General features: G+C 59.9%; 13 protein-coding genes. 6 read left to right on the forward strand and 7 right to left on the reverse strand.

Annotated elements, in window-relative coordinates; all coding sequences use genetic code 11:
• The first annotated feature begins 13 nt into the window (after positions 1–13).
• From glnE to HZB23_11100, 4 genes are all read left to right on the forward strand, one after another.
• Positions 14–2,893, forward strand: coding sequence for a bifunctional [glutamate--ammonia ligase]-adenylyl-L-tyrosine phosphorylase/[glutamate--ammonia-ligase] adenylyltransferase (gene glnE, locus HZB23_11085; protein MBI5845199.1), 2,880 nt, complete (start codon positions 14–16; stop codon positions 2,891–2,893).
• A gap of 1 nt (position 2,894) precedes the next feature.
• Positions 2,895–3,626 (forward strand): UPF0280 family protein, encoded by a 732-nt coding sequence (locus tag HZB23_11090; protein ID MBI5845200.1) that lies wholly within the window; start codon positions 2,895–2,897, stop codon positions 3,624–3,626.
• A 77-nt stretch (positions 3,627–3,703) separates the two neighbouring features.
• Complete coding sequence (locus HZB23_11095) at positions 3,704–4,156, forward strand: CBS domain-containing protein (GenBank protein MBI5845201.1); 453 nt, start codon at positions 3,704–3,706, stop codon at positions 4,154–4,156.
• 243 nt (positions 4,157–4,399) lie between these two features.
• The gene (locus HZB23_11100) at positions 4,400–8,782 is read left to right on the forward strand and encodes an AAA family ATPase (GenBank protein ID MBI5845202.1); all 4,383 of its coding nucleotides are present in this window, start codon (positions 4,400–4,402) and stop codon (positions 8,780–8,782) included.
• Between the two features lie 5 nt (positions 8,783–8,787).
• Here HZB23_11100 and HZB23_11105 read toward each other — a convergent pair whose 3' ends face one another.
• The 7 genes from HZB23_11105 to HZB23_11135 form a co-directional block, all read right to left on the reverse strand.
• Positions 8,788–9,606: a SpoIIE family protein phosphatase gene (locus HZB23_11105; GenBank protein MBI5845203.1), complete on the reverse strand. Its 819-nt coding sequence runs from the start codon at positions 9,604–9,606 to the stop codon at positions 8,788–8,790.
• 87 nt (positions 9,607–9,693) lie between these two features.
• Positions 9,694–10,014 carry a HigA family addiction module antidote protein gene (locus HZB23_11110; protein MBI5845204.1) on the reverse strand — a complete coding sequence of 107 codons (321 nt, stop codon included), beginning with the start codon at positions 10,012–10,014 and terminating at the stop codon, positions 9,694–9,696.
• Positions 10,015–10,101: 87 nt separating this feature from the next.
• Entirely contained in the window at positions 10,102–10,383 is a 282-nt protein-coding gene (locus HZB23_11115) for a type II toxin-antitoxin system RelE/ParE family toxin (protein ID MBI5845205.1), read from the reverse strand.
• Positions 10,384–10,548: 165 nt separating this feature from the next.
• Positions 10,549–10,989 carry a Zn-ribbon domain-containing OB-fold protein gene (locus tag HZB23_11120; protein ID MBI5845206.1) on the reverse strand — a complete coding sequence of 147 codons (441 nt, stop codon included), beginning with the start codon at positions 10,987–10,989 and terminating at the stop codon, positions 10,549–10,551.
• 33 nt (positions 10,990–11,022) lie between these two features.
• Complete coding sequence (locus tag HZB23_11125) at positions 11,023–12,180, reverse strand: thiolase family protein (protein ID MBI5845207.1); 1,158 nt, start codon at positions 12,178–12,180, stop codon at positions 11,023–11,025.
• Positions 12,181–12,189: 9 nt separating this feature from the next.
• Positions 12,190–13,335: a thiolase family protein gene (locus HZB23_11130; protein ID MBI5845208.1), complete on the reverse strand. Its 1,146-nt coding sequence runs from the start codon at positions 13,333–13,335 to the stop codon at positions 12,190–12,192.
• 27 nt (positions 13,336–13,362) lie between these two features.
• Positions 13,363–13,827, reverse strand: a complete 465-nt coding sequence (locus tag HZB23_11135; protein MBI5845209.1) for a Zn-ribbon domain-containing OB-fold protein — start codon at positions 13,825–13,827, stop codon at positions 13,363–13,365.
• Positions 13,828–14,043: 216 nt separating this feature from the next.
• Here HZB23_11135 and HZB23_11140 point away from each other — a divergent pair, with 216 nt between their 5' ends.
• Together HZB23_11140 and HZB23_11145 are read left to right on the forward strand one after the other, a co-directional pair.
• The gene (locus HZB23_11140) at positions 14,044–14,835 is read left to right on the forward strand and encodes an enoyl-CoA hydratase/isomerase family protein (GenBank protein MBI5845210.1); all 792 of its coding nucleotides are present in this window, start codon (positions 14,044–14,046) and stop codon (positions 14,833–14,835) included.
• Positions 14,836–15,150: 315 nt separating this feature from the next.
• The gene (locus HZB23_11145) at positions 15,151–15,840 is read left to right on the forward strand and encodes a response regulator transcription factor (protein ID MBI5845211.1); all 690 of its coding nucleotides are present in this window, start codon (positions 15,151–15,153) and stop codon (positions 15,838–15,840) included.
• Positions 15,841–15,968: the final 128 nt, after the last annotated feature.

A 15,968-nucleotide genomic window follows, 5' to 3' on the forward strand; every position in this document is an offset into this window, starting at 1 on the left:
GCCGCCAAGCCCAATGCCCCAAAAAAACACCTCCCTGCCCGATGAACTTTCAGCCCGCTCCGGCGATCTTTTGAGGGCCTTTGAAACCGCATGCGCCGATTCCGGCGCAGCCCCCCCGGATCACCCGCTTTGGCTTCAATCCGCAGGCGCGGTTTTCGCTGTTTCGGATTTCGCGGCCCGCTCCTTCATAAGGAACCCGTCCCTTGCCCAGGGCCTTTCGGAAAGCGGCGACCTTTATTCCCCGTCCGGGCGGTCATCCTTCACCCTAAGGGCGCAGAAAGCCGTTTCGGACGCGAAGGATTTGGGCGAAGTTGAGCTTCTGGCCTCTTTGCGCCTTTTTCGGACGCGGGAGATGCTGCGCATAGCCTGGCGCGACCTGGCGGGCCTGGCCGATGTGGACGAGACACTTGCGGAGCTCTCCTCCCTTGCGGATGAAATACTGAAGGCGGTCCAGGGGCTTTTGTACGGAAGGCTTGCGGCGAGCCTGGGACGCCCGCAGGATTCGAGCGGCAGGCCCATCGATCTGGTCTGCGTTGCGATGGGCAAACTTGGCGGCGGGGAGCTGAATTTTTCATCTGACATCGACCTCATCTTCGCTTACCCGGAAAACGGGTCCACCGAAAACGGCGGGTCCAACGAGGACTTTTTCACAAGGCTCTGCCACAATCTCACCAGGGCGCTTTCCCTCATCACCGAGGACGGCCTCGTGTACCGGGTTGACTTAAGGCTTCGGCCCTACGGGGAATCGGGCCCGGTGGCCCTATCCTTTGCGGCCATGGAGGGCTACTACCAGGAGCAGGGCCGGGAGTGGGAGCGCTACGCCTGGCTTAGGGGCCGGCCCGTCACCGGGGACCCCGCCGCAGGCGAGCGCCTGACAAGGCTTCTGACCCCCTTTGTTTTTCGCAAGTATCTCGATTACGGCGCTTTCGAGTCCCTTCGCAACATGAAGCGCATGATGGAGAGCGAGGTCCGCAAAAAGGGGCTGGCCAACGACGTCAAGATGTGCGCGGGCGGAATCAGGGAGGCGGAATTCGTCTGCCAGGCCCTTCAGCTTTTAAGGGGCGGGGTGGAGCCGACCCTTCGGGAACGGGCCATTTTGAAGCTCCTGCCCCTTCTGGCCGAAAGGGGGCTTTTGCCGGAGGAAACAAGCCTTGGGCTTTCTCAAGCCTACAGATTTTTGCGAAAGGCCGAAAACAGGCTCCAGGAGTTTTCCGATCTCCAGACCCACAGGCTGCCCGACGGCGACACCGGGAGGCTGGCCCTGGCCTTTTCCATGGGATACGAAAGCTGGCGGGACTTCCTTTCGGCCCTGGAAAGCGTGAGGGCCACGGTTCGGGAGGCCTTTGCCGACATCCTGTCCCCCCGCGCCGCATCTTCGGACAAAAGCGACCGGGAAATGTCCCTGGCCGGGGTGTGGGAAAGGCCGGATCGGGCTGACGCGCCTCTTTCGCTCTCCCGCGCCGGTTACGGCGACCCGGAAAGGGTGCTTGCGCTTTTGCGGGATTTTTCGTCAGACCCCGAAACACTGCGGGCCGGGGAAAGGGGCAGGGTCCTGGTCAACTCGCTGGTTCCGGCCCTTCTTTCCGAGGCGTCCGAGGCCGAACACCCGGAGGAGGCGCTTTCGAGAATATTGGGGCTCTTTTCCTCGATCTGCCGCCGCACCACCTATCTTTCCCTTCTGGCGGAAAATCCTCTGGTTCTGCACCACCTGGTGCGTCTGGGCGACGCAAGCCCAATGGTTAGCGACCTTGTGAAGCGTCATCCCATGCTCCTGGCCGAGCTCACCGACCCCAAGGGTGTTTACCGCCCCCCGGAGCCGGAGGACCTCAACCGGGAAATCGCCCGAAGGCTTTCGGAAATACCCGCCGACGACCTCGAAGAGCAGATGGACGCCCTTCGCGCATTCAAGCAGGTGAACGTGTTCCGGGTGGCTGCGGCTGACGTCACCGGGGCCATCTACATTATGCATGTTTCCGACCATCTCACCGAGATCGCCGAAACCGTGCTGAAAACAGCCCTCGACCTCGCCCTCAAAAGCCTTGTGGCCCGCCACGGCCATCCCAGCCTCCGCCTTAACGGAAAGCCTCACGAGGGCAGGGGCTTTTGCGTGGTGGCCCTGGGAAAGCTTGGCGGAATAGAGCTTTCCTACGGATCGGACCTGGACCTCGTGTTTCTCCACGCGGGCGAACCCGGCGGGGAGACGGACGGCGAGCGCCCTGTGGACAACTCGGTCTTCTTCGCAAGGCTCGGCCAGAAGGTGGTGCACATCCTCACGGCCCACACGGAGATGGGCTCGCTCTACGAGGCGGACATGAGGCTTAGGCCCGGAGGGGGCCAGGGAATGCTCGTAAGCCACGTGGACGCCTACGCCGAATACCAGGCGCACGACGCCTGGACCTGGGAGCATCAGGCCCTTGTCCGGGCGCGTCCCGTTGCGGGCGATCCGGTTTTGGCCGCCCGGTTTTCGGAGACGAGGCTAAGGGTTTTAAGGCAGGTGCGCGAGCCCGAAGCTCTGCGGCAGGACGTGGTCTCCATGAGAGCCGCCATGCGCCGGGAACTTCTGAAAAACGGCGGGAACGGCTTTGATCTGAAACAGGGCGAGGGCGGCATAGTGGACATCGAATTCCTGGTCCAGTACCTCGTCCTGCTGAAAGCCCCGGAATACAGGCGGCTTTGCGTGTGGACAGACAACGTGAGGATTCTGGAGGCCATCGCCGCCGTGAAGATTCTTCCCGCAGACACGGCCAGCGCCCTGAACGACGCCTACCTCGCCTTTCGCACCGAGGCGCACAGGCTGGCCCTTCTTGGGAAAAGCGCCGTAACCTCCGAGGCCAGGTTCGAGCCCTTGCGGAACAGGGTTCGGAAGGCCTGGCAGGACATTCTGGAGGACTGAGGTGAAGGGCGAGGAAAGGACCTACAGGCGGCTTTCGGCCAGGCCCGGATTGACCGGCTTCCGGGTTGTGGTGAAGGAGACCGACCTTCACGTCCAGGCGGCGCTCGACCTCGCCGACGATACGCGGGAGCTTGTCCTTCTCCATAGGGGGCACCTGGAAGCCTACATCGCCCAAAACCCGGATTTTCTCACCACCCTCGATCCCTGGCCGCTTACGGGTCCGGCTGCGTGCGTGGTGAGGCTCATGGCAGAGGCGGGCCGGGCCGCAGGTGTGGGGCCCATGGCGGCTGTGGCCGGGGCAATGGCCCAGCTTGTGGGCGAGGGCCTTTTGGGGCGCTCCCGCGAGGTGATTGTGGAAAACGGCGGGGACATCTGGGCGAAGGTCGAGGGGCCTTTCACGGTGGCCGTTCACGCCGGAAAATCGCCCCTTTCGGGAAAGGTGGGGCTCAAGGTGGACGGCCAGAGAGAGGCGGTTTCGATCTGCACATCCTCGGCCACGGTGGGCCATTCGCTGTCCTTGGGAAAGGCCGACGCCGCAGTGGTGGTGGCCCGCTCGGCGGCTCTGGCCGACGCCTGCGCCACCGCCCTGGGAAACAGGGTGAAAGACGCAGGAACCCTTGCCCCGGCACTTGAATTTGTGAGCGGCATACCGTATGTTCTGGGAGCCGTGGCCATCATCGGAGACAAAATGGCCGCGTGGGGCGGGATCGAACTTACGCCCTTAGGGCGTTAAGCTGTTATAACAGACTCCGGCGGGGATGAAGACAGAGACCCCCTATATATTCACCTTCTCAAAAAGGACCGCCATTCATGACCATCGAAAACATCATGCTGAAAAGCGTGGGAACCGTTCTGCCCGACACGCCCTTTTCGGATCTTCTGTCTACGCATCTCAAAAGCGAAAGCCGCCAGCTTTACGTGGTGGACGAAAAGGGCCGCCTTCTGGGGGTCTTGAGCAATTATGACCTGCTGAAACTCATAGCCCCGGATTACCTCGATTCCAACCTTGCCCGCTCCCTTCACGAGGATGGCCGGTTCTTCGGCGATTTTATCGAAAAGATGAAAAATAAGACCGCCAAAGACCTGATGGTGAAGGAATTCGTGGCGGTGAAGCCGGGCGAAACCGTTCTGGAGGCGAGCATTCTGATAAGGGAAAAGCGCTTCTTCGCCCTACCTGTTGTGGATGAAAACAACATCCTTCTGGGCGAGGTTGCCCGGAGCCAGATACTGGCGCACGTGGCCAGGGCCTGCGGAATCTCCTGAACGGAGGACCGGTTCAGCCCGAACATCATCAAAATGGAGATCGGGGGGCGGGCCCATTCGGTGGCGGGCCGCCCCCTTCCTCCCATCCTGCCAGAAAAATTCCGTTTCGCCTCAAGCAGTGTTTGAATAGCCAAATTTTTTGAGGTAAATCTATTCCCTTACAAGCTATAGGCTTTTCCTGGCCGTTTTCCGGCATTTCCCTGAAGACCAGACGTGCTCGCCTTCTTCGGAGGCTTTCGCAGAATGAACCGGAACCTTGTTTTCGATCCCGATTACTCGGTTATCGATATTTTATGGTCCCAGCCGAAAGCCGTGCTGGTGCGCGCCCGTTCGGCCAAAAGGCTGTGCGCGGTAATCCTCAAGATCGCCCGCGACGGGGGCGACCCCGCCGCAAAGGGCGCATGGGAGCGGGAATACGAGCTTCTGAAGTTTCTTGCGCAGGATGGGGCCGACGCCCCCCTTGGCCTTGAGTCATGGAACGGCCTGCCTGTCCTGGTGCTGCCAGACACGGGGGCCCTGCCCCTTTCCCGCCATGACCCGAAAGCCTTTGCCGAGCCTGTGCGGTTCCTTCCGGCGGCTTTGGAAATCTGCGCCGCGCTGGAAAAACTGCACGTCAGCGGGCTCATCCATCAGTTCCTCACCCCGGACAACATTCTCGTAAACGGCGCCAACTTAAAGGCCGGGCTCATGGGCCTTGGCCACGCCTCCCCGTTTTTCCGCAAGGCTCGCGGGGCCTTTGACCGGCGCATACGGGAGGGCGGCCTTCAATACGTGGCCCCGGAACAGACCGGCATGATAAACCGGCTGATGGACAGCCGCACGGACGTCTACGCCCTGGGGTGCATTTTTTTCGCCATGCTTGCGGGGCGGGCTGCATGCGAAAGCGAAAACGCCTCCGACATAATGGCCTTTCATCTGGCGGGCCGGGCGTCCCTGGAAAGCGCCAATCCTGAAGTATCGCCGGCCATAGCCGCAGTGGTGGAAAAATGCCTGCAAAAGGAGCCCGATGAAAGGTACCAGACAGTAAGCGGGCTTTCGGCGGACCTGCAAACCTGCCTTCTGAGAGCCCGAAAAGGCGGGAAAATCGCCTCGTTCACTCCGGGCCGCCATGACGTAAGCCCGAATCTGCGGCCTCCGGGAAAACTGGTTGGAAGAAATGACCAGATAAGGGGCCTTTTCAAGGCGGTTCTGCGGGTTGCCGAAGGAGGATACGGGTCGGTTTTCGTATCGGGCCTTCCGGGGGTCGGGAAGACCGCCCTTGTCTCGGAAATTTTTCCCCTTGTTGTAGAAAAGAAGATGACGCTTCTGTCCGGCAGGTTCGAGCCGGTGGTGGAAAACCGTCCCTATGCGGCCATCTGCCAGGCTGTTTCCGCCTGGGCCATGTCCCTCAAATGGGAGGACGAAGAAAGGAAAAGGGACTGGACGGAGAGACTCGGCAGGGCCTTGGGAGAGCTTGGAAGGGTCATCATCGATCTTGCCCCCGAATCGGCCTTTCTCTTCGACACGGCTGAACCCCTGCCGGATTTTCCCCCAAGGGAAGCCCAGGGCAGGTTCTTTCTTGCGCTTTCCAGGTTTTTTTCAGCCTTTGCCGAGGAAGAGGGCCTGGTGCTTTTTCTGGATGACCTGCAATGGGCCGACCAGTCCACGCTTTCATTCATCGCCCAGGCTGCGGCTGGCTCGATTTCCGGGCGCTTTCTTCTGATCGGCGCCTTCCGGGAGAACGAGCTTGCGCAGAAGAGCCCCTTGCGCGACACCCTGGCCGCCATTTCCGGGCAGGGGGAGGCAGGCATGGTTCTCAACATCGCCCCCCTTCGGATCGAAGAGACCAGGGCCCTTGTGGAGGAGCTTTGCGGAGGGGTCCCCCCTTCTGGGGATGAGCTTGTAAACCGGGTATTTTCCGGCACTTCTGGAAATCCTTTTTACGTAAGGGAGATTCTTCACGCCTTTGTGGAGGACGGCTGCCTCTTTTTCGACCGCAGGCGGAAAAGGTTTTCCTTCAACGCCGAAAAGGCGGGGGAGCGGGTGGCGGCCCGCGATCAGCGGGCGATTTTGCGCGACCAGATTTTTTCCCTGTCGGAGCGCTGCCGCGAGATGCTCTGCGTTGCGGCTGCGGTGGGGAACGTTTTCAGCCCAGGAACCGTGGCCAGGATTTTGGGCGAACCCCCCGGCCAGGTGTCGTTTTATCTTGCCGAAGCGGCGGCAAGGGAGCTTATCCGGCCCGTTTCCGGCAGGACAGGGGGCCACTGGCTCAACTTCTCCCACGACCACGTGAGGGAGGAGGCCTACTCCCTGTTGCCGGAGGACCGTGCAGCCGTACTGCACCTCGCTCTTTCCCGCCAGGAGCATCCGGGTGCGGACCCGGCGGAGGCGGCCTTTTTCGCCGCCGACCACGTAAACCTCGCCAGGAACCTGATCAGTGGCGAAAAGGACCGCATGGACGCCGCCCTGAAAGATTTGGCCGCAGGCCGCCTTGCCCGCGAAGCAGCCGCCTTTGGCCCGGCCTGGCGCTACCTTTCGGCAGCGGTTTCCTTTCTGCCCGAAAACGCCTGGAAAAGGCGTTACAGGGTCACCCTTGAAATTTACACCGCAGCCGCAGAGGCCGCCTATCTCGCAGCGGACAAGGACGTGGCGTCCAGGCTTTCCGGTGTCATAATGAAACAGGCCCGCAGCAAAATGGACAGGGCCGAGGCCCTGCGGGTGGCCTTTATTGCCCTGCTGGCGAAAAATCGACTGTCCGAGGCGCTTTCCAACGGGCTTTCCGCGCTTCGCCTGCTGGGGGTGCATGCGCCAACAAATCCGGGCAGAATTCATATCCTGTACTACTTTCTAATGGCCCGGCTGAATCTTCCAAGGCGAAAATGGAACAGCCTCCTTGAAAGACCGGACAACTTCACTGCCAGGCGGAACCTCGTCATGTCCGTTTACATGGACATCGCCCTGGCCGCCTTCGGCGCGAGGCCTAATCTCACCGTGGTGGCGATTTTGCACATGGTGTCCATGATTTCGAGGGGCGCGGCCAGCCCCCAGACGGCATCCGTCATGGCCTCCTACGGATTTCTGCTTTTTCAGGACGGCAGGGTGGACGAGGCCTACGAGGCGGGGCTTCTTGCCGAAAAGCTCCAGCAAAGATGGCCCGGTCATCATTCCGAGGCCACCACCCTGTGCCTGGTGGATTCCATGGTGAGGCCGTGGACGGAGCACATGAGGAAAAGCGTTTCGGGTCTTGACAAGGCATATGAATCCGGAATCCGGGCTGGCAACTTCGAGTGGGGCACAATGGCCGCCTGGGTTAAGTGCTACATCCTTTTTTACGCGGGCGAGGAACTTTCTTCGGTCGACTGCGAGATGCGCAGGCTTTTGGATGAATTCAAGGCAATGGGCCAGGAAAAGGGAGTTCTTTACCTTGAGATGGACCATTATCCGATACTGGCCCTTTCCGGTGTCTCGGAAAAGGAGCTTTACGAGAGGCGGGAGATGTTCAGGGACTCCGGGGAGGAGAGGCGGCTGCTTGGGGAAAACGACGAGATAGCCCTTTCCATCCTTTACACCAACAGGATGCTGGTGGATTATTTTTTTGGGCGTTACGAAAGCGCCGCTGCCAGCGGAAGGAATTTCGACCGTTGGATAAACGGGGCCGCCGGATGCCAGGCCCTGCCCATAAGCGCAACCTTCGACTGCCTTTCCATGCTGGCCCTGCCGGACCCGTTCGTTGACAAAAAGCGCCTGGAAAAAAAGATAGCCCGCCTGGCGGGCTGGGCGAAACACTGCCCCGCAAACAACCTCCACAAGCTAAACCTTGTGAACGCCGAAATGGCGAGGGTTTCCGGCAGGCCGGATGAGGCCGCCCGGCTTTACGCGGCGGCCATCGAGGGAGCGAAGGAGTTCGGCTTCCTGAACTTCGAGGCCCTGGGCCTTGAACTTTTCGCCAAGTTCCGCCTCTCGAACGATGAAATCCCGGAAGGCATGGAACTCATGGGAAAGGCCAGAAGCGCCTATGCCGCCTGGGGGGCAACGGCCAAGGTGAAAAGCCTGGATGAGAAATTCGGCATGGTCTTTCTGCGTCCCTGCGGAAAACTGGCCGAAGCCCCGGTCCGTCAGGAGCGCCCGGCCCTGGCATCCCTTGCGGATACGGCGGGCGTGCTGGCCGACATGGAGGCTAAGCTTTTGGCATCGGCCCCGGAGGACCGGGCGGGGCTTTTCCTGAAACTTTTATGCAAGCTTGCCGGGGCCTCCGCCGGGTTCATTTTCGTAAAGGGGCAGAGAGTGCTGGCCGTGAGGGCCGTATGGGGAGAAGGCGCAGGCGACTGCGAGGACGCCGCAGCCTCCATCACCGGAGACGAACTGGCCCGCTTCTTCGCCCGCAAGGCCGTAAGCCTTTCCGACTGGGTGCTTGCGCCCGATCTTTCAAAAGCGGATCTGCCCCAAAAATACCGCAGGGCGGGCTCTTCCGCAGCCCGTTCGATCCTGTGCGGCCCGGTTGAAATGGAGTGGAAAAAGGGGGCTATCTACCTTGAAAACCGGTTCCTGAAAGACGCCTTTGATCCGGCGCGGGTGAACCTCGTGAAAAAGGCGGCCCGGATGTTTTCGGGCCTGGAAGAGCCCTTGGGCAGATTCAACCGCAGGTAGTGCCGCTATTCCGAAGGCCAGGGGAGCCACCTGTCGGCAAGAGCGGGGGCGGATTCCCGGAACTTGCGCTCCTCGTTGCGGCCAGTGCCGCCGAGCCATAAGGGGGGCAGGTCAAAGCGGGTAAGGGCGTGGGGGTTGAGCACCAGAAGCGCCACGTCGTCGTGGCAGAGAGTTTCCGCGTTCCGGGCAAGATAGCGCGAAAGCCGGTCAGCCGCTTCATCGGGCGGATAAAGGGCCGCGTACTGGCCGCACATGGACATCGGCGAAAGTTTGAGGGCGCGGGCAAGGTCAATGAGCCCGTCCGTGGCGAGAATTATCCGCTCCCGGCCCGTTGAAAGGGGAACCCTCGCCACCGTCCCCACGCAGAGGCTTCTTCCCGCAAAGCACATGTCGGGCGGAGTTTTATACAGGATTTCGCCTGAGATTCCGTCCGCGATGGCGCAGAAGCTGTCCCCTCCGTTGGCTATCAGGGCCGAGAGTATCCCCCCCCGGTTTTCCAGGCACACCCCGCAGAAGGTGGCGGTGCGGCTGTAGGGCTGCTCCGCGTAACAGGAATTGAGTAGCGCCAGCAATTCTTCCGATTCTGCTGGCACAGGGCCGTCCCCAAGGGCCGCCATTATCCGGCCAAGGAATTCGCGGGAGGCGCGGGGGTGGCGCTCGCTTGCGTCCGCCACGGCGAAGAAGGCCCGCCCGAAATCGAGAAGAAGGCAGTCGCCGTTTCCGTGCCCGCTCTCGGCCTTGCCGCTGGCGGCAGTAACGGAGGCTGAAAGCGCGCCCTCGATTTTTACGGCCCGCCGCGCCGGATTATGAAGAACTGTTTCCAAAATATCGCGGGGGAAAAAGGGGCGAAAAGCCCTTTTTCCCCCCGCATGGTTCCTTCCCATTGATGAAGCCGCGTTAAACCGGGTGAGCTATTCCGTTGGAATCTGCTCATTCGTCCGTGGCCTGATTTCCTCCTGGATGGCCTTCAAGGATTTGTCCTTGGCCACGTCCAGATCGTAATCCATCTGGAGCCCAAGCCAGAACTCAGGGGAAACTCCGAAGAAGCGAGCCAGCCTGAGGGCCGTGTCGGCGGATATACCACGCTTGCCGTGGACAATCTCATTCACCCTCGCAGGTGGTATCTTAAGTTCGATTCCAAGCCGGGTCTGGCTCAGGCCCAGGGGCTCCATGAAATCCTCAAGGAGAATTTCGCCGGGATGGACCGGATCTAAAATGATGGTTTCAGACATGGCTTCCTGCCTTTTCATAAATAGTATGTGCTATAGTTACAGGTGGCGTTGTGTTTTCTGTTAGTTCGATTTGTCGGTGCAGGCTTTTTAGTGGTAATCTTCAATTTTTACTTCAAAAGCCTCCCCGTTTTCCCATCGGAAGGTCGCCCTAAACCGGTTGTTGACTCTGATGGAATGCCTTCCGCTCATGTCTCCATGGAGTTTTTCCAGGCGGTTTCCCGGAATTACAGCCAAATCATTGAGGCTTTGAGCCCTGTTGAGCATCCGCAATGTCTTGAAGGCCGATTTCGCCACTGATTGCCATTTGGCGGGACACTCCCTGTCTTTGAAAAGGGCTTCGGTTTCCTTTGTTGCAAAGGTTTTAATCATGGCGGTTCCTTTGTAAAGTTGGCAGATAGGAACCTCCGCCGACGCAAACAAAATAATACGCTTTCCATGTTACGTCAAGCAGAATTTTTATGTCTCAGGAATAAAGGAAACCCGTAAGGCTTATCACCTTGCGGGCTTACCTCCACAATTCCGCTTCTGAAAAGCTCAGTCAATGATCCTGAAATAAAGGATGTCCCTGATTGTGCCCTTCATGACGTCCGCGAAGACCGGCTCCACCCGTGCGCCGATTTTTAAGGGGCGGTCGTCGGATAGTTCAACGAAGTGCTGGAAGAGGGTGTCCGCACCGTCGAAGCGGATGAACCCGTAGCCGTAGGGCACCGGTTTCTGCTTGCCCGTTTCGGGGTCGATGAAGGTGTAGCGTACAATGGTGTAGGTGCCGATGGTGCCTTGCGGGCCGACTTCCACGAACTCCGTGTTCTCGCAGAAGCAGCCGCCGCAGACCTTCCTTGGAGGCACGTAAACCTTGCCGCATTTGTGGCATTTCGAGCCCACGATCCGGCGGTTGTCTTTCAACTCCTGGAAGAACTTGCTTCCGTAAAGCCCCACCGCGTAGTTGAAGGGCTGGGCCTGGTCCGAAGTAATTATGAGATGGTCGCCGCGCGCCATTATGTTTTCTCCTTAGCTGGGCTTCTTTTTTCCATAGAGCAGCATATCCGTCCAAAAGCATCCGCCGAAGCCGGTGGAGACGGCCATCTTGACGTCCGGCACCTGTCTTTTGTCGGCTTTCCCCATTATCTGCATGGATGCTTCGGCGCAGCGGATGAGCCCGGTGGCTCCGATGGGGTTGCAGGCTATGACGCCGCCCGACGGGTTTATGGGAATCTCGCCGCCCATGTCGGTTGCCCCGCTCCAGATGTATTCGGTGCCCTTGCCACGCGGCACGATACCCATTGCCTCTATCCAGATTATGCCCGCGAAGGAATAGGGCTGGTAAAGTTCTATGACGTCTATTTCCTTGCGCGGTTCTTTGATTCCGGCCTTGCCGAAAAGGTCCAGGGCCGCGTATTTCATGGAATCTATCTGGCCCAAGTTCACGTCGCCCACGTAGGTGTAAGTGTGGCGGTTGGCGGTTCCCCAAATCCAGGCCGGAGTCGGGCAGATTTTCTCCGCGCAGTCTTCGCTTGCCATGATGACCGCGCAGGCCCCGTCGGTGCGGGGGCAGACATCCAGAAGATGAATGGGGTCCGAGAGCATGGGGGACTCCAAAACGTCTTCTATTGTGATTTCCTTGTGAAGCTGGGCGTGGGGGTTGTTGCAGGCGTGGCGGCGGTCCCGGACCGAGACCCTGGCGGCGTCGCGGTCGGTAAGGCCGAACTCGGTCTTGTAGGCCATGCCCTCGGCGGCAAGGCCCGCTATGGCCCCGGCGAACACAAGCCTGTCCCAGATGGGGTCAAAGGCGGTGGTTATCGCGCCCGTTGTGTCGCTTTCGGAGTTCTTTTCCCAGCCGATGACCAGCACCTTGTCGAAAAGCCCGGAGGCCACCATGTGGTAGCCGCCTATGGCCAGCGTCGAGCCGGTTGTGCCGCCGGTGGTGAGCTTGATTATGGGCCTCATCACGCCGCCGGAGCCTGCCACGCTCCAGCAGTCCACGTAGTTGATGCCCTCGAAATGGTCCATGTTGCCGATGACTATGGCGTCGATGTCGCTTATTTTAAGCTCTGCGTCGCCAAGGGCCTTCTGTACCGCCTCGGCGATCAGCTCCTGGCCGGTGACGTCTGGCCGGTGGCTCTTGTGAATGGTCTGGCCGGTGCCGACTACGGCTACTCGTTTTCCCATCTGGCCCTCCTACTTTTCGCTTTTGAGAACCCACACGCAGTGGGACTGGCCGCAAAGACCGTTGACACCCTGAGCCACCGCCGTTTTGGCCTTTTTCGCCTGGACCGCGCCCGCCTCCCCCCTAAGCTGCCGCACGCATTCGGCCATGCGGATGAGGCCCGCCGCGATGACCGGATGACCCGAAAGAAGCCCGCCGGATGCGTTGACCGGAAGAGCGCCTGTTACATTGAAGCGCCCGCTTTTGAGATCGTCCCTGGCCTTTCCGGCTTCGGCAAGGCCAAGGCCCTCAAGCCACATAAGCTCCTGGTGGGTGAAGGCGTCGTAAACCTCGCAAAGATCAATCTGTTTGGCGGGGTCCGTGATTCCGGCCATGGCGTAGGCCTTTTTTGCGGCGACCTTAAGGCTCTTGGGGTCGCTTAGGTCGCGGTCGCCAAGGTGGTAGGCGTCCGAGCAGAAACTCACCCCCTTCACCCATACCGGCTTGGTTTTTGCTTTTTTGGCCCGGTCCTCGCGGGCCAGAATTATGGCGCAGGCCCCGTCCGACACCGGCGAGCAGTCCAGCTTGTGAAGGGGGTCGGCGATCATCTCGCTTTTCAGAACCTCATCCACCGTAATCTTTGCCGGAAGCTGGGCATAGGGGTTGTGGAGGGCGTTGCCGTGGTTTTTCACCGACACCCGCGCGAGGTCCTCGGAGGTCGTCCCGGTCCTGGCCATGTAGATGTTGGCCTGAAGCGCGGCGGCGGTTATCATGTCCATGCCTAAAGCCCGCTCGTAAACCGGGTCGAAGGCCGCGTTTGTGATGAGGCTTGAAACCGACTCGCTGCCCTTGGTGTGGGCCGTCACCAGGGTCGTGCCGTAAGAGCCCGAAAGTATGCGGGTGAGCCCGTAGAAGGCCCCGAAGGTGCCGTCGCCCTCCACGCAGGAGCAGTTCTTGTTGCGCACACCCGAAGCGTCGCCCACGGCCATGCAGGAGATGGTGCGTCCGTCCCAGAAGTCGTTGGAGGTGGTGATGACGTTATCCACGTCGTCTATGGTGAGGCCAGCATCGTCAAGGGCTTTGTTCACGGCCTCCCACACCATGTCGGCGAAGTTCTCCGAGACCTTGTTGGCCTCTATCCTCGTCATGCCCATGCCGACGATCGCTATGTTTTCCATATGAAATCTCCCCATGGAGTCAAGGAACTATGCCGGTTCAAAGTGGGCGATATCGAGTATCCCGCCCTTGGGGTCATCCGCGAACACGGGCTTTACCCTCATCCCGATTTTGACATCTTCGGGGGCGCAGCCGTCCAGGATGTGCAAAAAGGCGTTGTCGGCTCCGTCAAGGGCGATGAGGGCGAAAATCACCGGCACTTTTTTGGTTCCCAGCGCCGCCAGCTTCCGGCGGGCCACGGTGAAGCCCGTGACCGTCCCGCCTCCGGGCAGGGCCTTTTCGGCTATGGCGTCCCCGCCGCAGCCGGGGCATGCCTTGCGGGGCGGCACGCTCACCGCGCCGCAGGCCTCGCAGCGGCCCGCAACGATGGATTTTTCCGCAAGGCGCGCGAAAAAGGCGGCGGCGGTGTCGCCCGCCCACCAGCTGTAGGGCACGTTGATCTTGCTCTGGTAAACCTGCGGGGCGACTTTCCCCAAGTCCTGGTCAATGTTCATAGGGGCGGCTCCTTTTCCTGCAATGGTGGTGACGCGATTGTGAAAAAGATTTGCGAATGGTGCTTCAGGCCTACTATACTTGACCGATGGGTCTTATTAACCACGGGCGGGACTTGGGGTCAAGAATATTTTGAACTTGATTCAATAAGTAAAATCAGGTTCATTTTCCAAAAGAAATTCAGGCGCAGACCAAAACCATAAAGAAGGAAGACGGAAATGAGCTACAGGGAAATAATTCTTGAAATCAAAAATGAGATCGCGGTTCTCACCCTAAACCGGCCGGACACCCGTAACGTCATTTCCAGCGCCGCCATGATAGATGAAATCGTGGAGGCGCTTTCCGCCCTGGACCGCGACGAATCGGTGAAGGTATTGGTGCTCACAGGCGCGGGAAGCGCCTTTTCGGCGGGTGGAAACGTGAAGGACATGGCCAATCGCCTTGGAATGTTCGCGGGCACGGCGGACGAAATAGCCGAGAAATACCGCCAGGGCATACAGCGCATCCCACGGGCCTTCTACGGCTTCCACCTTCCCGTGATCGCCGCCGTCAACGGCCCGGCCATAGGCGCGGGCTGCGATCTTGCGTGCATGTGCGACATCCGCATAGCAGGCGAACGGGCCAGCTTCGGCGAAACCTTCGGCCTTCTGGGCCTTGTTCCGGGCGACGGCGGGGCCTTTTTCCTCCAGCGCATAATCGGCTTTTCAAGAGCATCCCTTCTCACTTACACCTGCCGGGTCATAGACGCCAAAACCGCCGAACGCATGGGCCTTGTGAGCGAGGTTGTGCCCTCCGCCGAGCTCATGAAGAGGGCGCTTTCCATCGCAAGCGAGATAACCCGCCAGCCCAGGCGCACACTTCGCATGACAAAAAGGCTGATGCAGCTTTCCCGCGAACGCGGCCTCCTGGACGTCCTGGACCTCTCCGCCACCTTCCAGGGGGTCTGCCACCACCAGCCCGAACACGAAAAGGCGGTGAACCGCTTCCTTATAAAGGATCAGGAGAAGTGAACATTTAAACTTCACTGAACGATTTTCGGTTGTGCGAAAGCGCATCGGAAGCGCCGTTTCTGTGAGCGCGGGCGTCGACGCCCGCGCTCACAGGAAAAAGCCTCCCAAAAGCCCGCCCGAAAAAATTTTCCCCGCATATTTTTTCTAATCCGAAAGTTTGATTTGAAATTAGGCCGAAAGTCTGATAGATTTTTTCCAAATGTAAGATTTTTTCCACTCATTGAGTTTCCTCCCAACGAACTTTTGCCCAAGGCGTGAAAGGTCTGGCGTTTTCTATCGCCGCCGCCCCTTGCGGTCCCGTCACGGAAGGCAGCCATGCAGCAGCGAGACACCCGAAAAAAACCCGCCATGAAGCCCATCCCCGATGTCCTTGTGCACGTGGTGGGCGAAAACGAGCTTCAAAACGAGCTTCTGGGCTGGTACCTGGAAAACGAGGAAGGGCTCGCATGCACCCCCCAGGCCCAGTTTTCCGTCAGCGGAGACGGTGAGGCGGCCATCCACCTCATACTTTTCGACTGCCAGGGGGCGGACCCCGCCGAGCTCTGGAACTCCGTGGAAAAAATGGAGCGCGACAGCCCCTCGCTCTTTTTCGTGGCCATCTTCAACGCCAAAAACGACGACAACCTCACCCGCGAGGCGCTCGCCCGCAAGGCGCGCGGAATCTTCTACCGGGGAACCACCCTCTCGGCCCTGGTGAAGGGAATCGCGGCGATTCTCGAAGGCGAGCTGTGGTACTCCCGCGAGGTGCTCTCGCAATTCCTCATGGAGCCCAAGAGCCCCGGCGGCGCTCCCGGCGAGGGCGCGGACGAGCTGACCCTCCGGGAAAAGGAAATCCTCTTCAAAATCGCCGCCGGAGAGAGCAACAAGGAAATCGCCGACGCCCTTTTCATCAGCCTTCACACCGTTAAAAGCCACATCTACAACATCTACCGCAAGATAGGCGTGGAAAACCGAATGAGGGCGGCGCATTGGGTGGCCCGCCACTTGAAGGGGCAGGGGGGCTGAGGGCGCGATCTGCTGTGTCAGGCGTCACGGCGCTGTCCGCTACGTACGAGAAGTACGCTTGCTCCCGCGCCGTTCGCCTTCCTTGCATTTCATCGCTTTCAATCACTCTGCCCATGGTTGCGGTGAAA

This window comes from Deltaproteobacteria bacterium (assembly GCA_016235345.1).
Classification (GTDB): Bacteria; Desulfobacterota; Desulfobacteria; order Desulfobacterales; family Desulfatibacillaceae; genus JACRLG01.